This window comes from Ruminococcus champanellensis 18P13 = JCM 17042, assembly GCF_000210095.1.
Taxonomy (GTDB): domain Bacteria; phylum Bacillota; class Clostridia; order Oscillospirales; family Ruminococcaceae; genus Ruminococcus_F; species Ruminococcus_F champanellensis.
The window spans coordinates 685,845-704,650 of the sequence record NC_021039.1 but is presented as its reverse complement, the minus strand read 5'-3'; the positions used below and the strand labels follow the sequence as shown (position 1 = coordinate 704,650).

Here is an 18,806-nt window from a genome sequence, read left to right as displayed (position 1 = left end):
TCATGATGACATACAGGAGGGATCATACAATGAAACAGATTTTCTTTTGCCCGGATCAGTGGCGCATGGACGCAACAGTCCCCACCGGCGTTGCAGCCATTACAGAGGTAACGGGCTTTGACGGCAAAACCACGGAAGCATGGCAGCTGGGCAATTGGCAGTACGACTGGAGCACCATTCGCACGGATATCGTCCTGGAACCCGGCGAGGAATACACGTTTGTGTTCTGGCTCAACGGGGGCGAAAACGACCAGTATGATGAGGTATGCAATCTGGAGGTCTTCGGTGAAGGTCAGTGGGAGGAACGGCAGACCTTTAGGCTGAACCGTGGCTTCATCAAGCCTTTGAAATATAAAAACGGCTGGTATCTGATGGCGGTGCCCTTTACGGCACCTGCTGCGGACAAAGTGACTCTCCGGTTCAATGCCATGCGGGCTGTGACCACCATCGCCCCGGCAGAGGAACCGGCACAGTATGAAGAACTGATCAGTGATCCGGAAAATTACGACCAGGCGCAGCGTTCCAATGTAGTGTTTGAAAACGGCTGGCCGGAACCCGGCGAACAGCCTGTTCTGCACTTTGAAGTGAACAATTCTGATGTATCCATCACAAAGGCTCAGCTGAAAAAAGCAGCGCTGGTGGCAGGCGGTGCAGTGGCAGGGGCATTGATCCTGCGCAGGATCTTCCGGAAGAAGCCCTGATCACATCTCGGATGAATCCCCGGGCGCTCCGGCGTTGCGGGGATTTTTGCTTTTATCATATAAATTCTCATATGATAAACATGCGTAATTTGCAGTACGCATGGGCAGGATAGGGTGTTAAAATGTTCACATGCATAGTATTTTTTCACGATCTATGCGACAAAAGGGCGAATCCAGGCTCATTTCAGCAAAATGCGGTATATCATTCGTCATATTGCACCAAATTTTCTTGATGTATCATGAAATATGCCTTATTTTTTGTGCATTGTGTACAAAACCGCCTCAAACAATGCGACATGTTATGCTCGACGGCTGCGTGGGCATCGTCTGAATCAGAAAGGAGAAATCGTATGAAAATCAAGGTTTGTATCGGCAGTTCCTGTCATCTGAAGGGCTCCCGTCAGGTGGTGGAACAACTGCAGGCGCTGATTGCGCAAAAAAAGCTGGAGGATCAGATCGAGCTGGCGGGCACCTTCTGCATGAACAACTGTCAGAACGGGGTCTGTGTGTCCTGCGACGACCAGATCTATTCCCTGACCCCGGATACGGTGGATCAGTTTTTCAACAATGAGGTACTGACCAAGCTATAAGGCACATCACAGTCTGTAAGGAGGGACAACCATGTCCGAATTTCTGAAGCTACGCAAAACAAACTGTAAAAATTGCTATAAATGCATCCGGCACTGTCCGGTCAAGTCCATCCGCTTTTCCGGCAACCAGGCGCACATCGTGGGCAACGAATGCATCCTGTGCGGTCAGTGCTTTGTAGTCTGTCCCCAGAACGCCAAGGAGATCGCCGACGCTACGGAGGCGGTAAAGGTGCTGCTGGAGGGCGAGGAGCCGGTAGTAGCAAGCATTGCCCCCTCCTTCATCGCCAATTACGGGGTAGGCATCGAAGCCATGGAACAGGCGCTGCGGCAGCTGGGCTTTGCCGCTGCGGAGGAAACAGCCATCGGTGCCACCTATGTGAACCGGATGTACGAGGACATTCTCCGGAACCGGAAGCCGGATGTGCTGATCTCCTCCTGCTGCCACTCGGTGAATCTGCTGATCCAGAAGCACTTTCCCCAGGCACTGCCCTATCTGGCGGATGTGATCTCCCCCATGCAGGCGCACAGCGTGGATATCCGCCGCCGGATGCCCAATGCCCATGTGGTATTCATCGGCCCCTGCCTGTCCAAGAAGGATGAGGCGGATCACTACACCGGCTATGTGGACGAGGTTATGACCTTCGAGGAGCTGACCCGGATGCTGGAGGAAGCAAACATCCAGCTGGAGCAGAATGTTGACCACAATTCCCAGAGCCGAACCCGGCTGTTCCCCACCTCCGGAGGCATTCTCAAGACCATGGAGAAGGTGCCGGGCTATCAGTATATTTCCGTGGACGGCATTGAAAACTGTATTGCCGCTTTGCACGACCTGGAGCAGGGCGGACTGAACAATTGCTTTATCGAAATGTCCGCCTGCGCCGGTAGCTGCATCGGCGGACCGGTCATGGAAAAATACCACCGGACACCCATCCGGGACTATGCGGCAGTGGACGCTTACGCCGGCAGTGAGGACTTCCCCATTGAAACCCTGCCACAGGAACGGATCCACAAAGAGATGGAAGCCATCAACCGGAAGCTGCCCCAGCCCACGGAAACCGAGATCTTCACCATTCTCCGGCAGATGGGCAAGAACAAGCCCTCTGACGAGCTGAACTGCGGCTCCTGCGGCTATAACACCTGCCGGGAAAAGGCAATTGCCATTTACCAGGGCAAGGCGGATCTGACCATGTGCCTGCCCTATCTGAAGGATCGGGCGGAGAATTTCTCCGATCATATCATCAACAACACCTCCAACGGCATTCTGGTGCTGAACGAATCCCTGGAGGTACAGCAGATCAACCAGACCGCCTGTGAGATTCTGAACGTGCGGCATCCCAGCGATGTACTGGGAGAGCAGGTGATCCGGATCCGGGATCCGAAGGATTTCCTGGACGTAAAGAACGGCGGCGCCACCATCCGGGATCGGCGCACCTATCTGGCGGAATACAATAAGTATGTGGACGAGACGATTCTGTATGACGCTTCCTATCGGGTGCTGATGTGCATGATGCGGGACGTAACAGAGGAGGAGCGGCAGCGCCGCACCAAGGAATCCATCCGGCAGCAGACCATTGAAACCGCCGACAAGGTGGTAGACAAGCAGATGCGCATCGTACAGGAGATCGCCTCCCTGCTGGGTGAAACCGCAGCGGAGACCAAGATCGCACTGACCAAGCTCAAGGGGGCGATCTCGGATGAATAATTTCTGTGCGGATATCGGCTACCGGAGTGTGAACAAATTCGGGGAGCAGCTTTGCGGCGACCATGTGGATGTGATCTCTCCGGACGATCACTCCACGGTCATCGTACTGGCGGACGGCCTGGGCAGCGGCGTGAAGGCAAGCATCCTCTCCACCCTGACTGCCAAGATCATTTCCACCATGATGGCGGAGAATATGAAGATCGAGGACTGTGTGGCAACCATCGCAGCTACCCTGCCGGTGTGTGCTGTCCGGGGAGTGGCATACTCCACCTTTACCATCATCCGGCTGGTGGAAAATGAGGAAGCGGAGATCATCCAGTACGACAACCCGATGGTGATCCTGTTTCGGGATGGAAAATACCAGGATATCCCCTCCACCCAGATGCAGATCGACGGCAAGACCATTTACCGTTCCCGGATCAAGCTCCAGGAGCAGGATATTTTCATCGCCATGAGCGACGGTGCCATTCACGCCGGGGTGGGCATGACCCTGAATTTCGGCTGGCAGCGGGAGGACATTATCTCCTATATGGAGACCTTTGCAGAGGTGGGCTTTACCGCCAAGACTCTGACCACCATTCTGCTGGATGAATGCGTCCGGCTCTACGGCGGCAAGCCCGGGGACGATACCACCGTCTGCACCATCCGGATCCGGAAACGGCAGCCGGTGAATCTCATCATCGGCCCCCCTGCCAACCGGGAGGACTGCAACAAAATGATGTCCCTGTTCTTCTCCAAGGAGGGCAAGCACATTGTCTGCGGCGGCACCACTTCCAACATTGCAGCAAAGTTCCTGCGCAAGAAGCTGATTCCGGCGCTGGATTTCCCGGATCCGGAGATCCCCCCCATTGCAAAGATCGAAGGCGTGGATCTGGTGACGGAGGGTATTATCACCATCAACCGGGTGCTGTCCTATGCAAAAAATTATCTGGAGGACAACGAGTCCTACGCCAAATGGAGCTGTCAGAAGGATGGAGCGTCCCTGATTGCCCGGATGCTCTTTGAGGAAGCTACGGACATTAACTTTTTCGTGGGGCGGGCGGTGAATCCGGCGCATCAGAACCCGAATCTGCCCATCCAGTTCCACATCAAGATGCAGATGGTCAACGAGCTGGCGGAATGCCTGAAGAAAATGGGCAAGCAGATCAAGGTCAGCTACTTCTGAAAAATTGCAAAAAATGCTTGACAAGCACATTTTCCTGTGCTATAATAATTATTGTTCTGCGGCAGATATGCCCGGATAATCGTATTCTAAAGACAGCTGGTGGCTTCGCCGTAAATCCAGCCGAGGAGTGCACGTCAAGATAAATTGACTGTCCCTTCTCGTATACACGGGAAGGGATTTTTGTGTTCTTCTGATACGATTTACATCACTATCGGAGGTGAAACAAAACATGGCAAGTGAAAAGGTTTTGGAAGCAAAGAAGGCGAAGGTCGTAAAGCTGACCGAGCAGCTCCAGAGTGCAGTTTCCTGCGTATTCGTGGACTATAAGGGTATCACAGTAGAGCAGGACACCAAGCTCAGAAAGGAACTGCGTGAGGCTGGGGTTCACTACTCCGTAGAAAAGAACACCATGCTCCGCTTTGCACTCCACAACATCGGCATGAACGACTTCGACGGTATCCTCGAAGGCACCACTGCCGTTGCAATTTCCAACGACGATCAGACTGCTCCCGCACGGATTCTGGGCAAGTTCGCCGAGACTCAGGACGACAAGTTCAACCTGAAGGCAGGCTTCGTTGAGGGCGTTGCTTACGACCAGGCTGGGGTAATGGCTCTGTCCAAGATCCCGTCCAAGGATGTACTGCTTGCACAGCTGGTTGGCTCCCTGCAGGGTCCGATCCAGAAGCTCGCTGCTACTGTTAAGGCTGTTGCTGACAGCAAGTCCGATGACGCTGCTTAATAGCAGGTCAAACACTACAATATCATAAATAAAAGGAGATTATTATCATGGCTTCTGAAAAGATTTTGAAATTCGTTGAAGACATCAAGGGCATGACCGTTATGGAACTGTCCGAGCTGGTTGACGCTATTCAGGAAGAATTCGGCGTAACTGCTGCAATCGCTGCTGCTCCGGCTGCAGGTGCAGGCGCAGCTGCTGCTGAGGAGAAGACAGAATTCGACGTAGTTCTGGCATCCTTTGGCGACAGCAAGATGGGCGTTATCAAGGCTGTTAAGGAGATCCTGGGCCTTGGTCTGAAGGAAGCAAAGGAAGTTGTTGAGAGCGCTCCCAAGACCCTGAAGGAAGGCGCTTCCAAGGCTGACGCTGAGGAGATCAAGACCAAGCTGGAGGCTGCTGGTGCAACCGTAGAGCTGAAGTAAGATTTCCCTTACCAATGCTGCAAGGCAGCGCTTATGCAAATGCGTAAGCGCTGCTTTTTGTTTGCACACACAAACGCCGCACAGAGAATCTGTGCGGCGTTTTTTATGCTTGCAGAGTTTCGGGAAAAATCACCGTAAAGGTGGAACCCTCTCCGGGCTTGGAGGATACCTGTACCTGGGCATTGTGGTATGCAGCACCGTGCTTGACGATGGACAGGCCCAGACCGGTCCCCCCGATGGCACGGGAGTGACTCTTGTCCACCCGGTAGAACCGCTCGAAGATCCGGCTCTGATCCTCCTGGGGAATGCCGATGCCCGTATCCTGCACCATCAGGATGCCCTCCTTGCCGGCAGTCAGCACGGACACAGTAACGGTGCCCTGCTCCTTGTTGTACTTGACCGCATTGTCGCACAGGTTGTAGATCATTTCCTCCAGCATGCTGTACACGCCGTTGACGGTCACATGGGTCCCTGCCAGGGAGAAAGCAACCTGCTTTTTCTCCGCCGTTACCCGCAGCCGAGCAATGACCTCCTCCGCCAGGTCATACAGATCCACCGGCTCCTTTGGCTCGGCAATCCCGTTCTCGTCCATCCGGGACAGCCGCAGGGTATCGTTCACCAGGGCAATCATCCGGGCGGATTCCCGGTAAATATCTCCGGCAAATTTCTTCACGTCCTTCGGCTCAATCACATCCTGCACCAGCATGCCGGCAATGGCGTGGATGGCGGTCAGAGGCGTCTTCATCTCGTGGGATACGTTGGAGGTAAATTCCCGGCGCAGCTGCTCCCGATGCTCCTGCTCGGTCACATCCAGCAGCAGCACCATAATGCCGGTCACCGCATCCTGCTCCTGTACGGGGCTTGCCAGCATCCGATAACTGTGCTGCCCCAGGGACAGAAGCTGCTCCGCCGGCTGTCCGGCAAGTGCCTGCTCCACCGCCATGCGGAAGGGCTCACTGCGATTGAATTCGTAAATATTCCGGGTGTCGGTGGATTCCGGAACCCCGAAGATCTCCAGAGCTGCCGCATTCCAGCTTAGCACCTCGCAGTGGCTGTCCGCCACCAGCAATCCTTCCCGCATGTGGGCGGTCAGCTGGCGGAATTCCTCCTGCTGCTTTTTCAGTGTCCGCATCTGCCGGGCGATCTCCTGGTTCTGGGTGTGGATCTTGTACAGCAACGGGGCAATCTCCTCATAGTCTGCATCCGTATCCGGATGCTCCGGATCAATGGCGTTGATGAGCTTGACGATCCGCTTGACCACGGCGGAGGACAGCACCGCCGACAGGATCATCACGCACAGCAGCACAATCACCACCGGTGTGGCAAGTCCCATCAATACCGTCAGCACCGTGTACTGGGTCTGGGATACCCGAAGCACGCTGCCGTCCTCCAGCCGCAGTGCGTAGTAAATGGTCTTTTCCGCCAGGGTGGAGGAATACCGGGTGGCTTCCCCGGCACCGTCCGACTTGGCTTTGATGAACTCCTCCCGGTCACTGTGGTTTTCCATCCGGGACTGATCCGCCTGGTTGTCGTACAGCACCGTGCCGGCGGCAGTGATCCAGGTAACACGCTCCGACGCCTGGAAGCCCTCAAAATACTCCATGCCTGCCGCTTCCACGCCCCGGGCAATGCTGGTTGCCTGCTGATGCAGCTCCTCGTTGGCACGCTTGTCAAAATACCCGTACAGCACGTCCATGATCAGCACGGTGCATGCCAGCAGGGAAAGCACCGACACCAGCAGCATGCCCTTGAAAATGCTTCGTTTCATACGCTGCTCCTTATCTTATAGCCTACGCCCCGGATGGTTTCGATCAGGTTTCCGTACTCCCCCAGCTTCACCCGCAGGGTTCGGATATGTACGTCCAGAGTCCGGTTCTCCCGTTCGGAGCCATACCCCCACACCCGGCTGAAAATCTGTTCCCGGGTGCAGACCTGATCCTGGTGGGCAAGCAGATAGCAGAGGATCTCGTACTCCTTCATGGTCAGGCGCACCTCCTCCCCATCCGCCGTCACCGTATGGTACACCGGACTGACAGTAAGCCCGCCGATCCGGTATTCCCGGGGCTGCTCCTCCCCGGATGCCTCCTGGGCAGTCAGAGACAGCCGCCGCTCCCACGCCTTCACCCGGGACAGCAGCTCCATGATCTCAAAGGGCTTGGGAATGTAATCGTCCGCTCCCCCGTCCAGACCGCAGATCTTGTCGTAGCCCGTACCCTTGGCGGACAGGATGATTACCGGGGTCAGCTTGGTCTCCCGGCGAAGCCGCAGGTTTTTCAGCACGGTCAGTCCGTCCTCCTCCGGCAGCATCACATCCAGCAGGATCAGATCCGGCACACGGCTGCGCACCGCTGCGTAAAATGCGGAGGGGCGTTCAAAGCCCTGGGCCTCCAGATCCGTCTGCTGCCGCAGGGCGTACAGCACCAGATCCCGGATCACCTGGTCATCCTCCAGCATGTAGATCAGCACAGTTCTCACTCCTTCCCGGAATGGGCGCCGGTCTGTGCAAAAATCACCCAATCCGCAATATTCACCGCATGGTCAGCGATCCGCTCCAGATATTTGGAGATCATCAGAATATCCAGGCACACGCTGCTGTCCCCGTCCTGCCGCAAGACCTTTGCAAGCTCCTCCTTCATACGGCTGAAATATTCATCCACCGTATCGTCCGCTGCAATCACATGCTTTGCCAGGGCAAAGTCCATGCGCACAAAGGCATCCACACTATCAGTGACCATTGCCACCGCCGCATCCGCCAACTGCTGCATGGGCAGCCGGTGCATCAGCTCCGTGTCCTGTACATACCGGGAAATGTCCGCAATGTCGTATGCCTGATCCCCGATCCGCTGCAGATCGTAGATCATTTTCATGGCTGCGGAGATCACCCGCAGATCCTTCGCCACCGGCTGCTGATGCAGCAGCAGCTTCATACACTGGTTTTCCACCTGCCGCTCCATCTGGTCGATCTCCTCTTTCAGAAACCCCGCCTTTTCATAGGTGTTCTTGATGTTCTGAAGCTGTTGAAATGCCTCCTCGCTGTCGTCCAGGGTATACACCTGGTCACTGCTGAGCATATTCTGCATGGTCACCGTAATCGCAGTTTCACACAGGGAGCTCATCCGGATCATATCCAGCTTCAGCTGCCGCAGCTGCTCGTCAAACCGATTTCTCATACCTGCTCCTCCTTATCCGAACCGTCCGGTAATGTAATCCTCCGTGCGCTTGTCCTTGGGCATGGAGAAGATCTGATCCGTCACACCAAATTCCACCACCTCACCCAGAAGGAAAAAGGCGGTCTTGTCCGAGATACGGGTAGCCTGCTGCATATTATGGGTCACCATAACAATAGTATAATCCTTTTTCAACTCCGTTGCAAGATCTTCGATTTTCAAAGTTGAGATAGGATCCAATGCACTGGTAGGCTCATCCATCAGCAGTACCTCCGGCTTCACTGCCAGCGCCCTGGCGATGCAGAGCCGCTGCTGCTGACCACCGGACAGACCAAACGCTGACTTCCGCAGCCGGTCCTTCACCTCGTCCCAGATGGCGGCGCTCCGCAGGGACTGCTCCACCAGCTCGTCCAGCTGCACCCGGGAACGGATGCCGTGGGTACGGGGACCGAACGCCACATTGTCGTAAATACTCATGGGGAAGGGATTGGGCTTCTGGAACACCATGCCCACCCGCTTACGCAGCAGGTTCACGTCCATATCCCCGTAAATATCCTCTCCATCCAGCAGTACCTGCCCATCGATCCTGCATCCCTCCACCAGATCATTCATCCGGTTCAGGGATTTCAGCAGGGTGGACTTGCCGCAGCCGGAGGGGCCGATAAAGGCGGTGATCTCACGGGGTGCAATCTCCAGCTGTACATTTTTCAGTGCATGAAAGCTGCCATAATGCAGATTCATGTCAGAAATCGAAAACTTATTCATCCTTGTTTGCGCCTCCTGCAAATTTTTTTGCCACAGCCCCGGACAGACAGTTGATGCCGATGACTACCACCAGCAGCACCACTGCCGTGGCGTATGCCTGGTTGGTGTAAAGCCCTTCGTTCAGCAGTGCGTACATGTGCACCGACAAGGTTCGGGTGGACGAGAACAGATCCTTCGGCACTGCCGCATAGGTGCCGGCGGTAAAGATCAGAGCAGCGGTTTCTCCCACGATACGCCCCACTGCCAGGATCACGCCAGAAAGGATCCCCGGCACGGCACTGGGCAGTACAATGGTGAAAATCGTCCGCAGCTTCCCGGCACCCAGGCCAAAGCTGCCCTCCCGGTAGGTGCCGGGCACAGCCAGCAGCGCCTCCTCCGTGGTACGCATAATCAACGGCAGCACCATGATCGCCATGGTACAGACACCGGACAGCAGGGAGTAATCCCAACCGCAGGCAATGACAAAGAACAGAAAGCCGAACAAGCCATACACGATGGAGGGAATGCCCTGGAGGGTCTCCGTGGTGATCCGCACCACCTTCACCAGCTTGCTGCCGGTTTTGGCGTACTCGGTCATGTACACCGCCGCACCCACCCCGACAGGTACTGCCAGCAACAGGGTCAGCCCGGTCATCAGCAGGGTGTTGATGATGGAGGGAAGCATGGACACATTCTCGCTGGTGTACTTCCAGGCAAACAGCTCCGGGGTCAGGTTGGGAATGCCCTTGACCAGAATGTAGGCGATCAAAAACAGCAGCAGCCCGATGGTAAATACCGCTGCACCGTACAGCAGCAGCCGCACTGCCAGGGAACCCTTATGCCCCCGGTACTGGCGCAGCGCCTTGGACAGCTTCATATTACCCCTCCTTCCGCTTGAGCAGCGAGAACATCAGATTGATGATAAGAATGAACACGAACAGCACCACCGCTGTGGCAATGAGGGCTTCCCGGTGCAGATCCGCCGCATAACCCATTTCCAGCACGATGTTGGCGGTCAGCGTCCGGACGCCGGAAAGCAGACCGTCCGGCATCACTGCTGCGTTGCCGGCTACCATAACCACCGCCATAGTTTCCCCGATGGCACGGCCTGTACCCAGGATCACTCCGGCGGTAATGCCGGAGCGGGCACCGGGCATCAGGGCGCAGAACACGCTGCGTTCCTTGGTGGCGCCCAGTGCAAGGGCGCCTTCATAGTAGCTTTCCGGCACAGCCCGGATGCTTGCCTCTGTCACGCTGATGATGGTGGGCAGGATCATAATGCCCAGCAGCACGGATGCGGTCAGGATCCCCTTGCCGCTGCCCCCGAACAGGGACTGCACCAGAGGTACGATGACCACCAGTCCGAAAAAGCCGTATACGATGGACGGGATCCCTGCCAGCAGATCCACTGCCGGCTTCAGCAGCCGGTGCAGCCTTGGGGGACAGAACCGAGCCAGGAATACGGCACAGAGAATGCCGATGGGTACCCCCACCAGCACTGCCCCGGCGGTAACATAAATGCTGCCGATGATCATGGGGAAGATGCCGAACTGCTTCTCAAGGGGCTTCCACCGCTCCCCCAGCAGGAACTTGTCAGCGCCAATCTCGCCGATGGCGGGAATGCCGTTGGAAAACAAGAACCAGCAGATCAGCACCACCGCCAGGATGGAAATGCAGGCACACAGGGCGAACAGCAGCCGCATGCCGGTTTCCTTGATTTTTTGCATAAGCCATGCCTCCATATCTGTTTTCTATGGTTCTATTGTAGCATCCGGCGTGTAAAATCCACAATCCGCACCGGTTTAGAACTATGTTAAATCCGGAAATGGAATGTTAAATCCGTCTGAAATCCCCGTTTTTTCTGTCGGGTATTGAAAAAAAAGTGCACTTGTAGTATAATCATAATTATGACAAAATCCACAGGAAAGAGTGATCCGATTGTCAAAGACATTTTTAATGGGCAATGCCGCCATCGCCATGGGCGCATTGCACGCCGGCGTAAACCTGGTGGCAGGATACCCCGGCACACCCTCTACGGAGATCCTGGAGACGGTTGCCAAGTGCAATGACGGCTCCGTATATGTAGAGTGGTCCGTCAACGAAAAGGCTGCACTGGAGGTGGCTGCCGGCGCATCCTACGCCGGGGCACGCACCCTGGTCACCATGAAGCAGGTAGGGCTGAACGTGGCGTCCGACCCGCTGATGAGCCTTGCCTATGTAGGCGTCAAGGGGGGCATGGTCATCGTTTCCGCAGACGATCCGGGGCCCATCTCCTCCCAGACCGAGCAGGATACCCGGCACTTCGCCCAGTTCGCAAAGCTGCCGGTGTTTGATCCCTCCACCCCGGAGGAAGCCTATGAAATGATCCAGGACGCCTTTGCATACTCTGAAAAATACGGCACGCCGGTGCTGTTCCGACCTACCACCCGGGTCTGTCACAGTTGTGCAGACATTCAGCTCCATGAGACCCCCACAGTACACAAACCGGAGGGCTTTGTGAAGGACACCATGCGGTGGGTGATCTTCCCACGCACCTCCTATCTGAATCATATCAAGCTGGAGGAGCGCACCCCGGTGCTGAGCAAGGACTTCTCCGCTTATCGGTTCAACCAGCTCACCGGCAGCGGGAAACTGGGCATCGTCACCTCCGGCATCAGCTACACCTATTTACAGGAGGCGCTGGAGGATTACACCGGACAGGTCAAGGTACTGAAAATCGCCACCGCCAACCCCTTCCCGGAGGAACTGGCACTGCAGTTCCTGGAGGGACTGGAACAGGTGCTTGCCATTGAAGAACTGGATCCGGTGCTGGAACGGGCGCTGACCTATCTGTGCGGCAAGCATCACCTGCCGGTACAGATCCACGGCAAGCTGGACGGCATGGTGCAGCCTGCCGGGGAAAACAGTGTGGAATCCGTACATAAAGTACTGGAGGGCTACCTGGGACTGGATGCCGTTCCGGCTGTACGGCTGCCGGAGCCGCCCCAGATGCCGGTGCGTCCGCCGGTGCTGTGTGCAGGCTGTCCCCACCGGGCATCCTTCTACGCAGTCAAGCAGGCTATGAAGGGACGCAAGGCAGTATTCAGCGGCGACATCGGCTGCTACACCCTGGGCAACGCCATGCCCCTGGATATGGTGGATACCTGTCTGTGCATGGGTGCGGATATTACCATGGCGCAGGGTCTCCACCGGATCGAACCGGATACGGTGAACTTCTCCTTTATCGGGGATTCCACCTTCTTTGCCTCCGGCATGACGGGGATCGTCAACGCCGTATACAACCGGACGGATATTATTCTGATGGTGCTGGACAATTCCACCACTGCCATGACCGGACACCAGCCCCATCCGGGCACCGGCATGACCATGATGCATGAGATCTCCCCCAGGGTAAGCATTGAAGCCATTCTCCGGGCTGTAGGGCTTACCAGTGTGGAAACGGTGGATCCCCTGAACCTGGAGCAGACCATCCAGGCAGTCAGGACGGCAGCCGACAAGTCCGGGGTCAAGGCGATCATCTGCAAATCCCCCTGCATTGCGGTCAGCAAGCCTGCAAAACGGCTCCAGGTGGACGAAAGCCGCTGCGTCGGCTGCAAGCAGTGCATCCGGGAGCTGGGCTGTCCCGCCATTTCCTTGAAGGGGCAGAAGGCATACATTGAGCCGGATCTTTGCTTCGGCTGTACCATCTGCGCACAGGTCTGCAAGCCCGGTGCCATCAGAGAGGAGGATGCACAATGACAAGTACAAGCTGTCTGCTGTGCGGCGTGGGAGGACAGGGCACAGTCCTTGCCTCCAAGCTGCTGGCATATGCCTATATGCAGCAGGGAAAATCCGTCCGCACCGCCGAAACCATCGGCATGGCACAGCGGGGCGGCTGCGTGGTAAGCCATGTGCGTGCCGGAGCTGAAATCCACTCGCCGCTGATCCCCAAGGGCAAGGCGGATGTGATGATCGCCTTTGAACCGGCGGAGGCTGTCCGCTGTCTGCCCTTTTTAAAGCAGGGGGGCACTGTTGTGGTCAACCAAAAGGCGGTCAAGCCCGTGACCGCATCCCTCAGCGGCCTTGCCTATACGGGAGCGGAGATGCTGGAGTACCTGCAATCCGCCGGCATCCGCACCATTCTCATTGACGGAGACGCTGTGTGCGCTGCCTGTCAGTCTCCCAAGGTGCTGAACATTGCGCTGCTGGCTGCGGCAGCCAATACAGACGCCCTGGGCATCAGCGTGGCACAACTGAAGGACGCTGTGCAGAAGCTGGTACCGGAAAAATTCCACGCCCTGAACCTGGGCGCCATTGAATATGTATGCAACCGCTAGAAAGGAGCTCCCACTATGAAAATGACAGAAACACAATTCAATCTGATTAAGGCACAACTGAAAAAACTGACCTCCCAGCCCTGCTTCTACCAGAGAAAGCTGGAGGGCATCAATATCGACCAGATCCAGTCCCAGGAGGATTTTGAAGCCCTGCCCTTCACCTGGAAGGGAGATCTGCGGGAAGCATACCCGCTGGGATTGCAGGCAGTCCCGGACGAGGAGATCGTCCGGATCCACTCCTCCTCCGGCACCACCGGCACCCCGGTCATCATCCCCTACACCCGGCAGGATGTGGAGGACTGGGCGGAAATGTTCAAACGCTGCTATGAAACCGCCGGCATCACCAATCTGGATCGGATCCAGATCACACCGGGCTATGGTCTGTGGACGGCTGGTATCGGCTTTCAGAACGGTGCGGAACGGCTGGGGGCAATGGTGATCCCCATGGGCCCCGGCAATACGGATAAGCAGCTAAGGATGATGATGGATATGAAATCCACCGTGCTGTGCGCCACCTCCTCCTATGCGCTGCTGCTGGCAGAGGAAATCGCAAAGCGGGGCATCGGGAACCGGATCCACCTGCGCAAGGGCGTCATCGGCTCCGAACGCTGGGGTGAAAAGATGCGGAACCGGATCGCCAACGAACTGGGGGTACAGCTGTATGACATTTACGGCCTGACCGAGGTATACGGCCCCGGCATCGGCATCAGCTGCGACCACGCCTGCGGCATGCATGTATGGACGGATTATCTGTACTTTGAGGTGGTGGATCCCAAGACCGGGAAGAATGTACCGGACGGAGAGATCGGCGAGCTGGTCATCACCACCCTGCATAAGCAGGGCGCACCCCTGATTCGCTACCGAACCCATGATCTGACCAGAGTGATCCCCGGCGAATGCCCCTGCGGCAGTCCCTTCCCCCGGATCGACACCATCCTGGGCAGAACCGACGACATGGTCAAGGTCAAGGGCGTCAACATCTTCCCCAGCCAGATCGAAGAGCTGCTCACCGGCATTGAGGGGGCATCCAGTGAATACCAGTTCATGCTGGATCATGTGAACGGCAAGGACATCTGCACTCTGTTCGTGGAAGCCAACGATGGGGCGAACCGCTACGAACTGGAGATCGAGCTCCAGAACGCATTTAAGTCCAAAATCGGCATTTCTGTAAACGTGAAGCCAGTCAGCATCGGGGAGTTGCCCCGCAGCGAGAAAAAATCCACCCGGGTGTTCGACAACCGGTATTGATGCAATATGAAAAAGCAGGCATGGTATCATGCCTGCTTTTTTTCGTTGGAAAGCCATTCGCAAAGTCCCAGGGCAGCGGCAGCTCCGTCAGCGGCGGCGGTGCAGAGCTGTCGGGTGGACTTGGTGCGGCAATCCCCGGCGCAGAAGATCCCCTGTGCCGTGGTACGACAGTCCTCCCCGGCACGGATATACCCGCCCGGATCCAACTCCACCAGGCGAGCAAAGGGCTCCGTCCTGGGATGTCGCCCTACCGCAATGAACAAGGCGTCCACCGCCAGGGTTTCCCCGGATTGCAGGCGGATACCGGACAGCCGCTCCTGCCCCAGAAGCTCCGTGACGGATGCGTCCGTCCGGATCTCCACGTTGTGCAGAGCCTGCACCTGTTCCAACAGAGCGTTCTCGCCCCGGAAGCTGCTGCGCCGGTGGATCAGATACACCCGACCGCAGCCCTGCGCCAGCAGCAGGCAATCCAACAGGGCGGTGTTGCCGCCCCCCACCACTGCCACATTCTTACCCCGGTACAGTCCCCCATCGCATGCAGCGCAGTAGGACACTCCGTGACCAGTCAGTGCCTCCTCCCGTGCAAGCCCCAGGGGACGGCTTCGGGCTCCGGTTGCCAGAATCAGTCCCCTGCCCTCGAATATCCCCCGGTCTGTATGCAGGGCAAAGCCATTCTGCCGCCGCTCCGCCCGTTCCACCCGGGCACTCTCATATCCGGCACCTGCCCCCAGCGCCTGGTCGTAGATCCGCTTTGCCAGATCCGCCCCGGAGATCTGATCGATGCCCGGATAGTTTTCCACCAGGGGCGCATTGACGATCTGCCCCCCGTAATACTGCTGCTCCAGCACCAGGGTACTGCATCCAGCCCGGGCAGCATACAACGCCGCCGTCAGCCCGGCGATCCCCCCGCCGGCAATCAGAATCTCGTACATATGCATCCCTCCCGGAGGAGTATGCCCGGTTTGACGGAGAATATCCGATCTGCGCAATTAAAAATTGACCCCGATGCAAAAACAGCATCATAAAAGGGCGGGGAAACATGAAACCGCTTTCTGAACAGGTCAGATCAGCTAATTAAGAATTCTTGTGCAGAATCCTTGACTTTTTGTGCAAAATGCGGTACACTAATTGTAAGTGCAGATTCTCTGCATATAATCGGAAACAGCGGCAAAAGCCGCAGCTGATTTTGAGAGGGGATAGAATTTATGAAACAGTTCTGGCGCAAAACTGCGTCGGTCATGACGGCTGCTGCGCTTCTGGCAGGTACCTCCGTATTCTTTACGGATGCTATGAGCGGACAGGGGCTGCGTGCCAGCGCGGTGGACGACACAAACGATGACTGGCTTCACGCTGAAGGAGACAAGCTGTACGATATGTACGGCAACGAGGTCTGGCTCACCGGTGCAAACTGGTTCGGCATGAATTGCAGCGAGTGCTTCCTGCACGGACTCTGGTCCTGTGACATGAGCGACACGCTGGCATCCATTGCGGATCACGGCATCAACCTGCTGCGGATCCCGGTATCCACGGAGCTGCTGTATTACTGGATGATCGGTGAGCCGGATCCGGCTTCCGGCATCAATGCAAAAAACACCCCGGACTACAGCTTCAACCCGGAGCTTTGCCGGGAGGATGGCACCCAGATGGACAGCCTGGAAATTTTTGATGTGCTGCTGAAGCTGTGTAAGGAAAACGGCATCAAGGTCATGGTGGATGTACACAGTCCGGACGCCAACAACTCCGGTCACAATTACGAGCTTTGGTACGGCAAGGAAATGAGCACCGGCGTTATGGTCACCACGGAGATCTGGATGGATACCTGGGTATGGCTGGCTGACCGGTATAAGAATGACGACACCCTGATCGCTCTGGATCTGAAAAACGAGCCGCATGGCAAACGGGGCTACGACTCCGCTACCTGCCCCACAACCATTGCAAAGTGGGACAATTCTACGGACGAAAACAACTGGAAATACGCTGCTGAAACCTGTGCCAAGAAGATCCTGGAGGTCAACCCCAACGTGCTGATCGTGGTGGAGGGCATTGAGCAGTACCCCAAGACAGAGCAGGGGTACAACTTTGATACCCCAGACGTGTGGGAGCCTACTGTGGATCGTCCTTCTCCCTGGCATCCGGCATGGTGGGGCGGCAACCTGCGGGGCGTAAAGGATTACCCCATCGACCTGGGCGAGCATCAGGATAAGCTGGTGTACTCCCCCCACGATTATGGCCCCTCCGTTTATGCACAGACCTGGTTTGACAAGGATTTCACCACCCAGACCCTGCTGGATGATTACTGGTACGACACCTGGGCATACATCGACGACCAGGGCATTGCGCCCCTGCTGATCGGCGAGTGGGGCGGACACATGGACGCTGGCAAGAACCAGAAGTGGATGGGTCTGCTGCGGGATTACATGATCGAAAACCACATCAACCACACTTTCTGGTGCATCAACCCCAACTCCGGTGACACCGGCGGATTGCTGGACGCTACCTTCTCCAAGTGGGATGAGGAAAAGTACGGACTGATGGAGCCGTCTCTTTGGCAGGATGACAACGGTCGCTACATCAGTGCGGATCATGTGTATCCCCTGGGCAGCAACGGGCAGAGCCTGACCGAGTACTATGGCGGCACACCGACACCGCCGACCACCACAACCAAGCCTGCTGACACCACTGCCTCCGGCACCGTCACCAAGGGCGACCTGAACAAGGACGGCAAGGTTACCATCGCCGACCTGCTGCTGATGAGCCGGTATCTGGTGCGGGAGATCGACGCTTCCAAGATTCCCTCTACGGCGGCATGTGACGTAAACGGGGACGGGCGGGTCAACGCAGTGGACTGCGTACTGGTCAAGCAGTTCCTGGCGCATCTGATCGACAAATTCCCTGCATAAAAAGCTTTGGCGTGCTGCAAATGCAGCACGCCTTTTTGCACCCTCACGCAGAAATCCCCCGGCATCCAAGGATGTCGGGGGATGTTTGATTGATTTACAATACCACACAGAGATGATGCGACGCTGTCTTTATGTGTGCTGCTCGGTCAGTTCCCGGTACAGACCCAGGTACAACTCCGCAGACACGTTCCAGCTAAAGTCACTCTCCATAGCGGTTTTTTGTAGTGCCTTCCAGCGGGGCTTGTCATCGTAAGCAATCTTTGCCCGGTTGCATGCGCCCAGCATATCGTGGGCGTTGTAGGTTTTGAAGGTGAATCCGTTGCCGTTTTCACCGCCTCCATCCCGGACGGTGTCCCGCAGACCGCCGGTCTCCCGGACGATGGGCAGGGTGCCGTAACGCATTGCCACCATCTGTGCCAAGCCGCAGGGCTCACTCTGGGAGGGCATCAGGAACATGTCGCAGCCGGCATAGATCCGTCTTGCCAACTGGGGGATGAAGCCCAGTGTAACGCTGACTCTGCCCGGATGCCGCCAAGCCATTTCCTTGAAGAAATCCTCAAAGATCTTCTCGCCGCTGCCCAGGATGGCGAATTTATAGCCAAGATTCAGAATATCCTCAAACACATAGCGGATCAGATCGATGCCCTTATGGGACACGAACCGGGTCACGATGCCGATGATGGGTTCGTCTCCATCCTGCAATCCCAGTTCCTCCAGCAGCGCCTGCTTGCACTTCGCCTTGCCCTGCATATTTTTCACAGAGTAATTTGCCGGAATCGCCGGATCCGTTTCCGGATTGTAGCCATCCACGTCGATGCCGTTCAGGAAACCGCACAGCTTGTACTGCTTTGGATTCAACGCCCGATCCAGCCCGTGGGAATACCAGGGATCCAGAATCTCCCAGGCATAGCTGGGGCTTACGGTGGTGATCTTGTCGGCGGTTTCGATGGCGCCCTTCATCATATTCACGCAGCCGTCATACTCCAACAGTCCGGTGTGATACAGGGGAATGCCCATCAGCTCGTTGAGCACTTCCTTGCCGTACTTGCCCTGGTACTGGATGTTGTGGATGGTGAATATGGTATGGATGTTCTCATAGCCCTGCTGATACTTGT

18 protein-coding genes and 1 other annotated feature are annotated in these 18,806 nt (G+C 56.5%); of the genes, 10 read left to right on the top strand and 8 right to left on the bottom strand.

The window, feature by feature from the left end; translation table 11 throughout:
• The first annotated feature begins 29 nt into the window (after window positions 1-29).
• The 6 genes from RUM_RS03130 (at window position 30) to rplL (ending at window position 5,316) form a co-directional block, all read left to right on the top strand.
• A complete protein-coding gene (locus RUM_RS03130; protein ID WP_015557769.1) occupies window positions 30-701 on the top strand; it encodes a carbohydrate binding domain-containing protein in 672 nt (223 codons plus the stop codon).
• 239 nt (window positions 702-940) lie between these two features.
• A complete protein-coding gene (locus tag RUM_RS03125) occupies window positions 941-1,291 on the top strand; it encodes a (2Fe-2S) ferredoxin domain-containing protein (protein WP_338056921.1) in 351 nt (116 codons plus the stop codon).
• 31 nt (window positions 1,292-1,322) lie between these two features.
• On the top strand, window positions 1,323-2,993 hold the full coding sequence (locus RUM_RS03120) for a [Fe-Fe] hydrogenase large subunit C-terminal domain-containing protein (protein ID WP_015557767.1): 1,671 nt from the start codon (window positions 1,323-1,325) through the stop codon (window positions 2,991-2,993).
• Window positions 2,986-4,158: a SpoIIE family protein phosphatase gene (locus tag RUM_RS03115; RefSeq protein ID WP_015557766.1), complete on the top strand. Its 1,173-nt coding sequence runs from the start codon at window positions 2,986-2,988 to the stop codon at window positions 4,156-4,158. The genes RUM_RS03120 and RUM_RS03115 overlap by 8 nt, the downstream gene beginning before the upstream one ends.
• 68 nt (window positions 4,159-4,226) lie before the next feature.
• Window positions 4,227-4,350: a sequence feature (ribosomal protein L10 leader region), on the top strand.
• Window positions 4,351-4,387: 37 nt separating this feature from the next.
• On the top strand, window positions 4,388-4,897 hold the full coding sequence (rplJ, locus tag RUM_RS03110; protein WP_015557765.1) for a 50S ribosomal protein L10: 510 nt from the start codon (window positions 4,388-4,390) through the stop codon (window positions 4,895-4,897).
• Between the two features lie 47 nt (window positions 4,898-4,944).
• The gene (rplL, locus tag RUM_RS03105) at window positions 4,945-5,316 is read left to right on the top strand and encodes a 50S ribosomal protein L7/L12 (protein ID WP_015557764.1); all 372 of its coding nucleotides are present in this window, start codon (window positions 4,945-4,947) and stop codon (window positions 5,314-5,316) included.
• Between the two features lie 103 nt (window positions 5,317-5,419).
• Here rplL and RUM_RS03100 read toward each other — a convergent pair whose 3' ends face one another.
• Genes RUM_RS03100 through pstC form a run of 6 tightly spaced genes read right to left on the bottom strand, consistent with a single transcriptional unit; the run spans window position 5,420 to window position 10,954 of the window.
• Window positions 5,420-7,084 (bottom strand): ATP-binding protein, encoded by a 1,665-nt coding sequence (locus RUM_RS03100; protein WP_015557763.1) that lies wholly within the window; start codon window positions 7,082-7,084, stop codon window positions 5,420-5,422.
• On the bottom strand, window positions 7,081-7,782 hold the full coding sequence (locus RUM_RS03095) for a response regulator transcription factor (RefSeq protein WP_338056920.1): 702 nt from the start codon (window positions 7,780-7,782) through the stop codon (window positions 7,081-7,083). Before RUM_RS03095 ends, RUM_RS03100 begins: the two co-directional genes overlap by 4 nt.
• Before the next feature lie 5 nt (window positions 7,783-7,787).
• Window positions 7,788-8,486: a phosphate signaling complex protein PhoU gene (gene phoU, locus RUM_RS03090; RefSeq protein ID WP_015557762.1), complete on the bottom strand. Its 699-nt coding sequence runs from the start codon at window positions 8,484-8,486 to the stop codon at window positions 7,788-7,790.
• A gap of 12 nt (window positions 8,487-8,498) precedes the next feature.
• Window positions 8,499-9,248, bottom strand: coding sequence for a phosphate ABC transporter ATP-binding protein PstB (gene pstB, locus RUM_RS03085; protein WP_015557761.1), 750 nt, complete (start codon window positions 9,246-9,248; stop codon window positions 8,499-8,501).
• On the bottom strand, window positions 9,241-10,104 hold the full coding sequence (gene pstA / locus RUM_RS03080; protein WP_015557760.1) for a phosphate ABC transporter permease PstA: 864 nt from the start codon (window positions 10,102-10,104) through the stop codon (window positions 9,241-9,243). The genes pstB and pstA overlap by 8 nt, the downstream gene beginning before the upstream one ends.
• Window position 10,105: 1 nt before the next feature.
• A complete protein-coding gene (gene pstC / locus RUM_RS03075) occupies window positions 10,106-10,954 on the bottom strand; it encodes a phosphate ABC transporter permease subunit PstC (protein ID WP_015557759.1) in 849 nt (282 codons plus the stop codon).
• Window positions 10,955-11,165: 211 nt separating this feature from the next.
• On the opposite strand from pstC, the gene iorA reads away from it, so the two are divergent.
• From iorA to RUM_RS03060, 3 genes are read left to right on the top strand one after another with little or no spacing between them, the layout of a single operon-like run.
• Complete coding sequence (gene iorA / locus RUM_RS03070) at window positions 11,166-12,965, top strand: indolepyruvate ferredoxin oxidoreductase subunit alpha (protein WP_041326229.1); 1,800 nt, start codon at window positions 11,166-11,168, stop codon at window positions 12,963-12,965.
• Complete coding sequence (locus RUM_RS03065) at window positions 12,962-13,543, top strand: indolepyruvate oxidoreductase subunit beta (RefSeq protein WP_015557757.1); 582 nt, start codon at window positions 12,962-12,964, stop codon at window positions 13,541-13,543. Before iorA ends, RUM_RS03065 begins: the two co-directional genes overlap by 4 nt.
• Window positions 13,544-13,558: 15 nt before the next feature.
• Window positions 13,559-14,791, top strand: a complete 1,233-nt coding sequence (locus RUM_RS03060; RefSeq protein ID WP_015557756.1) for a phenylacetate--CoA ligase family protein — start codon at window positions 13,559-13,561, stop codon at window positions 14,789-14,791.
• A 26-nt stretch (window positions 14,792-14,817) separates the two neighbouring features.
• Here the strand turns inward: RUM_RS03060 and RUM_RS03055 are convergent, their stop codons facing one another.
• Window positions 14,818-15,723, bottom strand: coding sequence for an NAD(P)/FAD-dependent oxidoreductase (locus RUM_RS03055; RefSeq protein ID WP_015557755.1), 906 nt, complete (start codon window positions 15,721-15,723; stop codon window positions 14,818-14,820).
• A gap of 273 nt (window positions 15,724-15,996) precedes the next feature.
• On the opposite strand from RUM_RS03055, the gene RUM_RS03050 reads away from it, so the two are divergent.
• Window positions 15,997-17,691: a cellulase family glycosylhydrolase gene (locus RUM_RS03050; RefSeq protein ID WP_015557754.1), complete on the top strand. Its 1,695-nt coding sequence runs from the start codon at window positions 15,997-15,999 to the stop codon at window positions 17,689-17,691.
• 129 nt (window positions 17,692-17,820) lie between these two features.
• Here the strand turns inward: RUM_RS03050 and RUM_RS03045 are convergent.
• The coding region (locus RUM_RS03045) for a glycogen synthase (protein WP_049775496.1) at window positions 17,821-18,806 on the bottom strand (986 nt) is incomplete at its 5' end.

Bases quoted from the DNA above. Each gene is read 5' to 3' on its own strand.
- RUM_RS03130 (WP_015557769.1), top strand. From the start codon at position 30: ATGAAACAGATTTTCTTTTGCCCGGATCAGTGGCGCATGGACGCAACA.
- RUM_RS03125 (WP_338056921.1), top strand. From the start codon at position 941: ATGAAATATGCCTTATTTTTTGTGCATTGTGTACAAAACCGCCTCAAA.
- RUM_RS03120 (WP_015557767.1), top strand. From the start codon at position 1,323: ATGTCCGAATTTCTGAAGCTACGCAAAACAAACTGTAAAAATTGCTAT.
- RUM_RS03115 (WP_015557766.1), top strand. From the start codon at position 2,986: ATGAATAATTTCTGTGCGGATATCGGCTACCGGAGTGTGAACAAATTC.
- rplJ (WP_015557765.1), top strand. From the start codon at position 4,388: ATGGCAAGTGAAAAGGTTTTGGAAGCAAAGAAGGCGAAGGTCGTAAAG.
- rplL (WP_015557764.1), top strand. From the start codon at position 4,945: ATGGCTTCTGAAAAGATTTTGAAATTCGTTGAAGACATCAAGGGCATG.
- RUM_RS03100 (WP_015557763.1), bottom strand. From the start codon at position 7,084: ATGAAACGAAGCATTTTCAAGGGCATGCTGCTGGTGTCGGTGCTTTCC.
- phoU (WP_015557762.1), bottom strand. From the start codon at position 8,486: ATGAGAAATCGGTTTGACGAGCAGCTGCGGCAGCTGAAGCTGGATATG.
- pstB (WP_015557761.1), bottom strand. From the start codon at position 9,248: ATGAATAAGTTTTCGATTTCTGACATGAATCTGCATTATGGCAGCTTT.
- pstA (WP_015557760.1), bottom strand. From the start codon at position 10,104: ATGAAGCTGTCCAAGGCGCTGCGCCAGTACCGGGGGCATAAGGGTTCC.
- pstC (WP_015557759.1), bottom strand. From the start codon at position 10,954: ATGCAAAAAATCAAGGAAACCGGCATGCGGCTGCTGTTCGCCCTGTGT.
- RUM_RS03065 (WP_015557757.1), top strand. From the start codon at position 12,962: ATGACAAGTACAAGCTGTCTGCTGTGCGGCGTGGGAGGACAGGGCACA.
- RUM_RS03060 (WP_015557756.1), top strand. From the start codon at position 13,559: ATGAAAATGACAGAAACACAATTCAATCTGATTAAGGCACAACTGAAA.
- RUM_RS03055 (WP_015557755.1), bottom strand. From the start codon at position 15,723: ATGTACGAGATTCTGATTGCCGGCGGGGGGATCGCCGGGCTGACGGCG.
- RUM_RS03050 (WP_015557754.1), top strand. From the start codon at position 15,997: ATGAAACAGTTCTGGCGCAAAACTGCGTCGGTCATGACGGCTGCTGCG.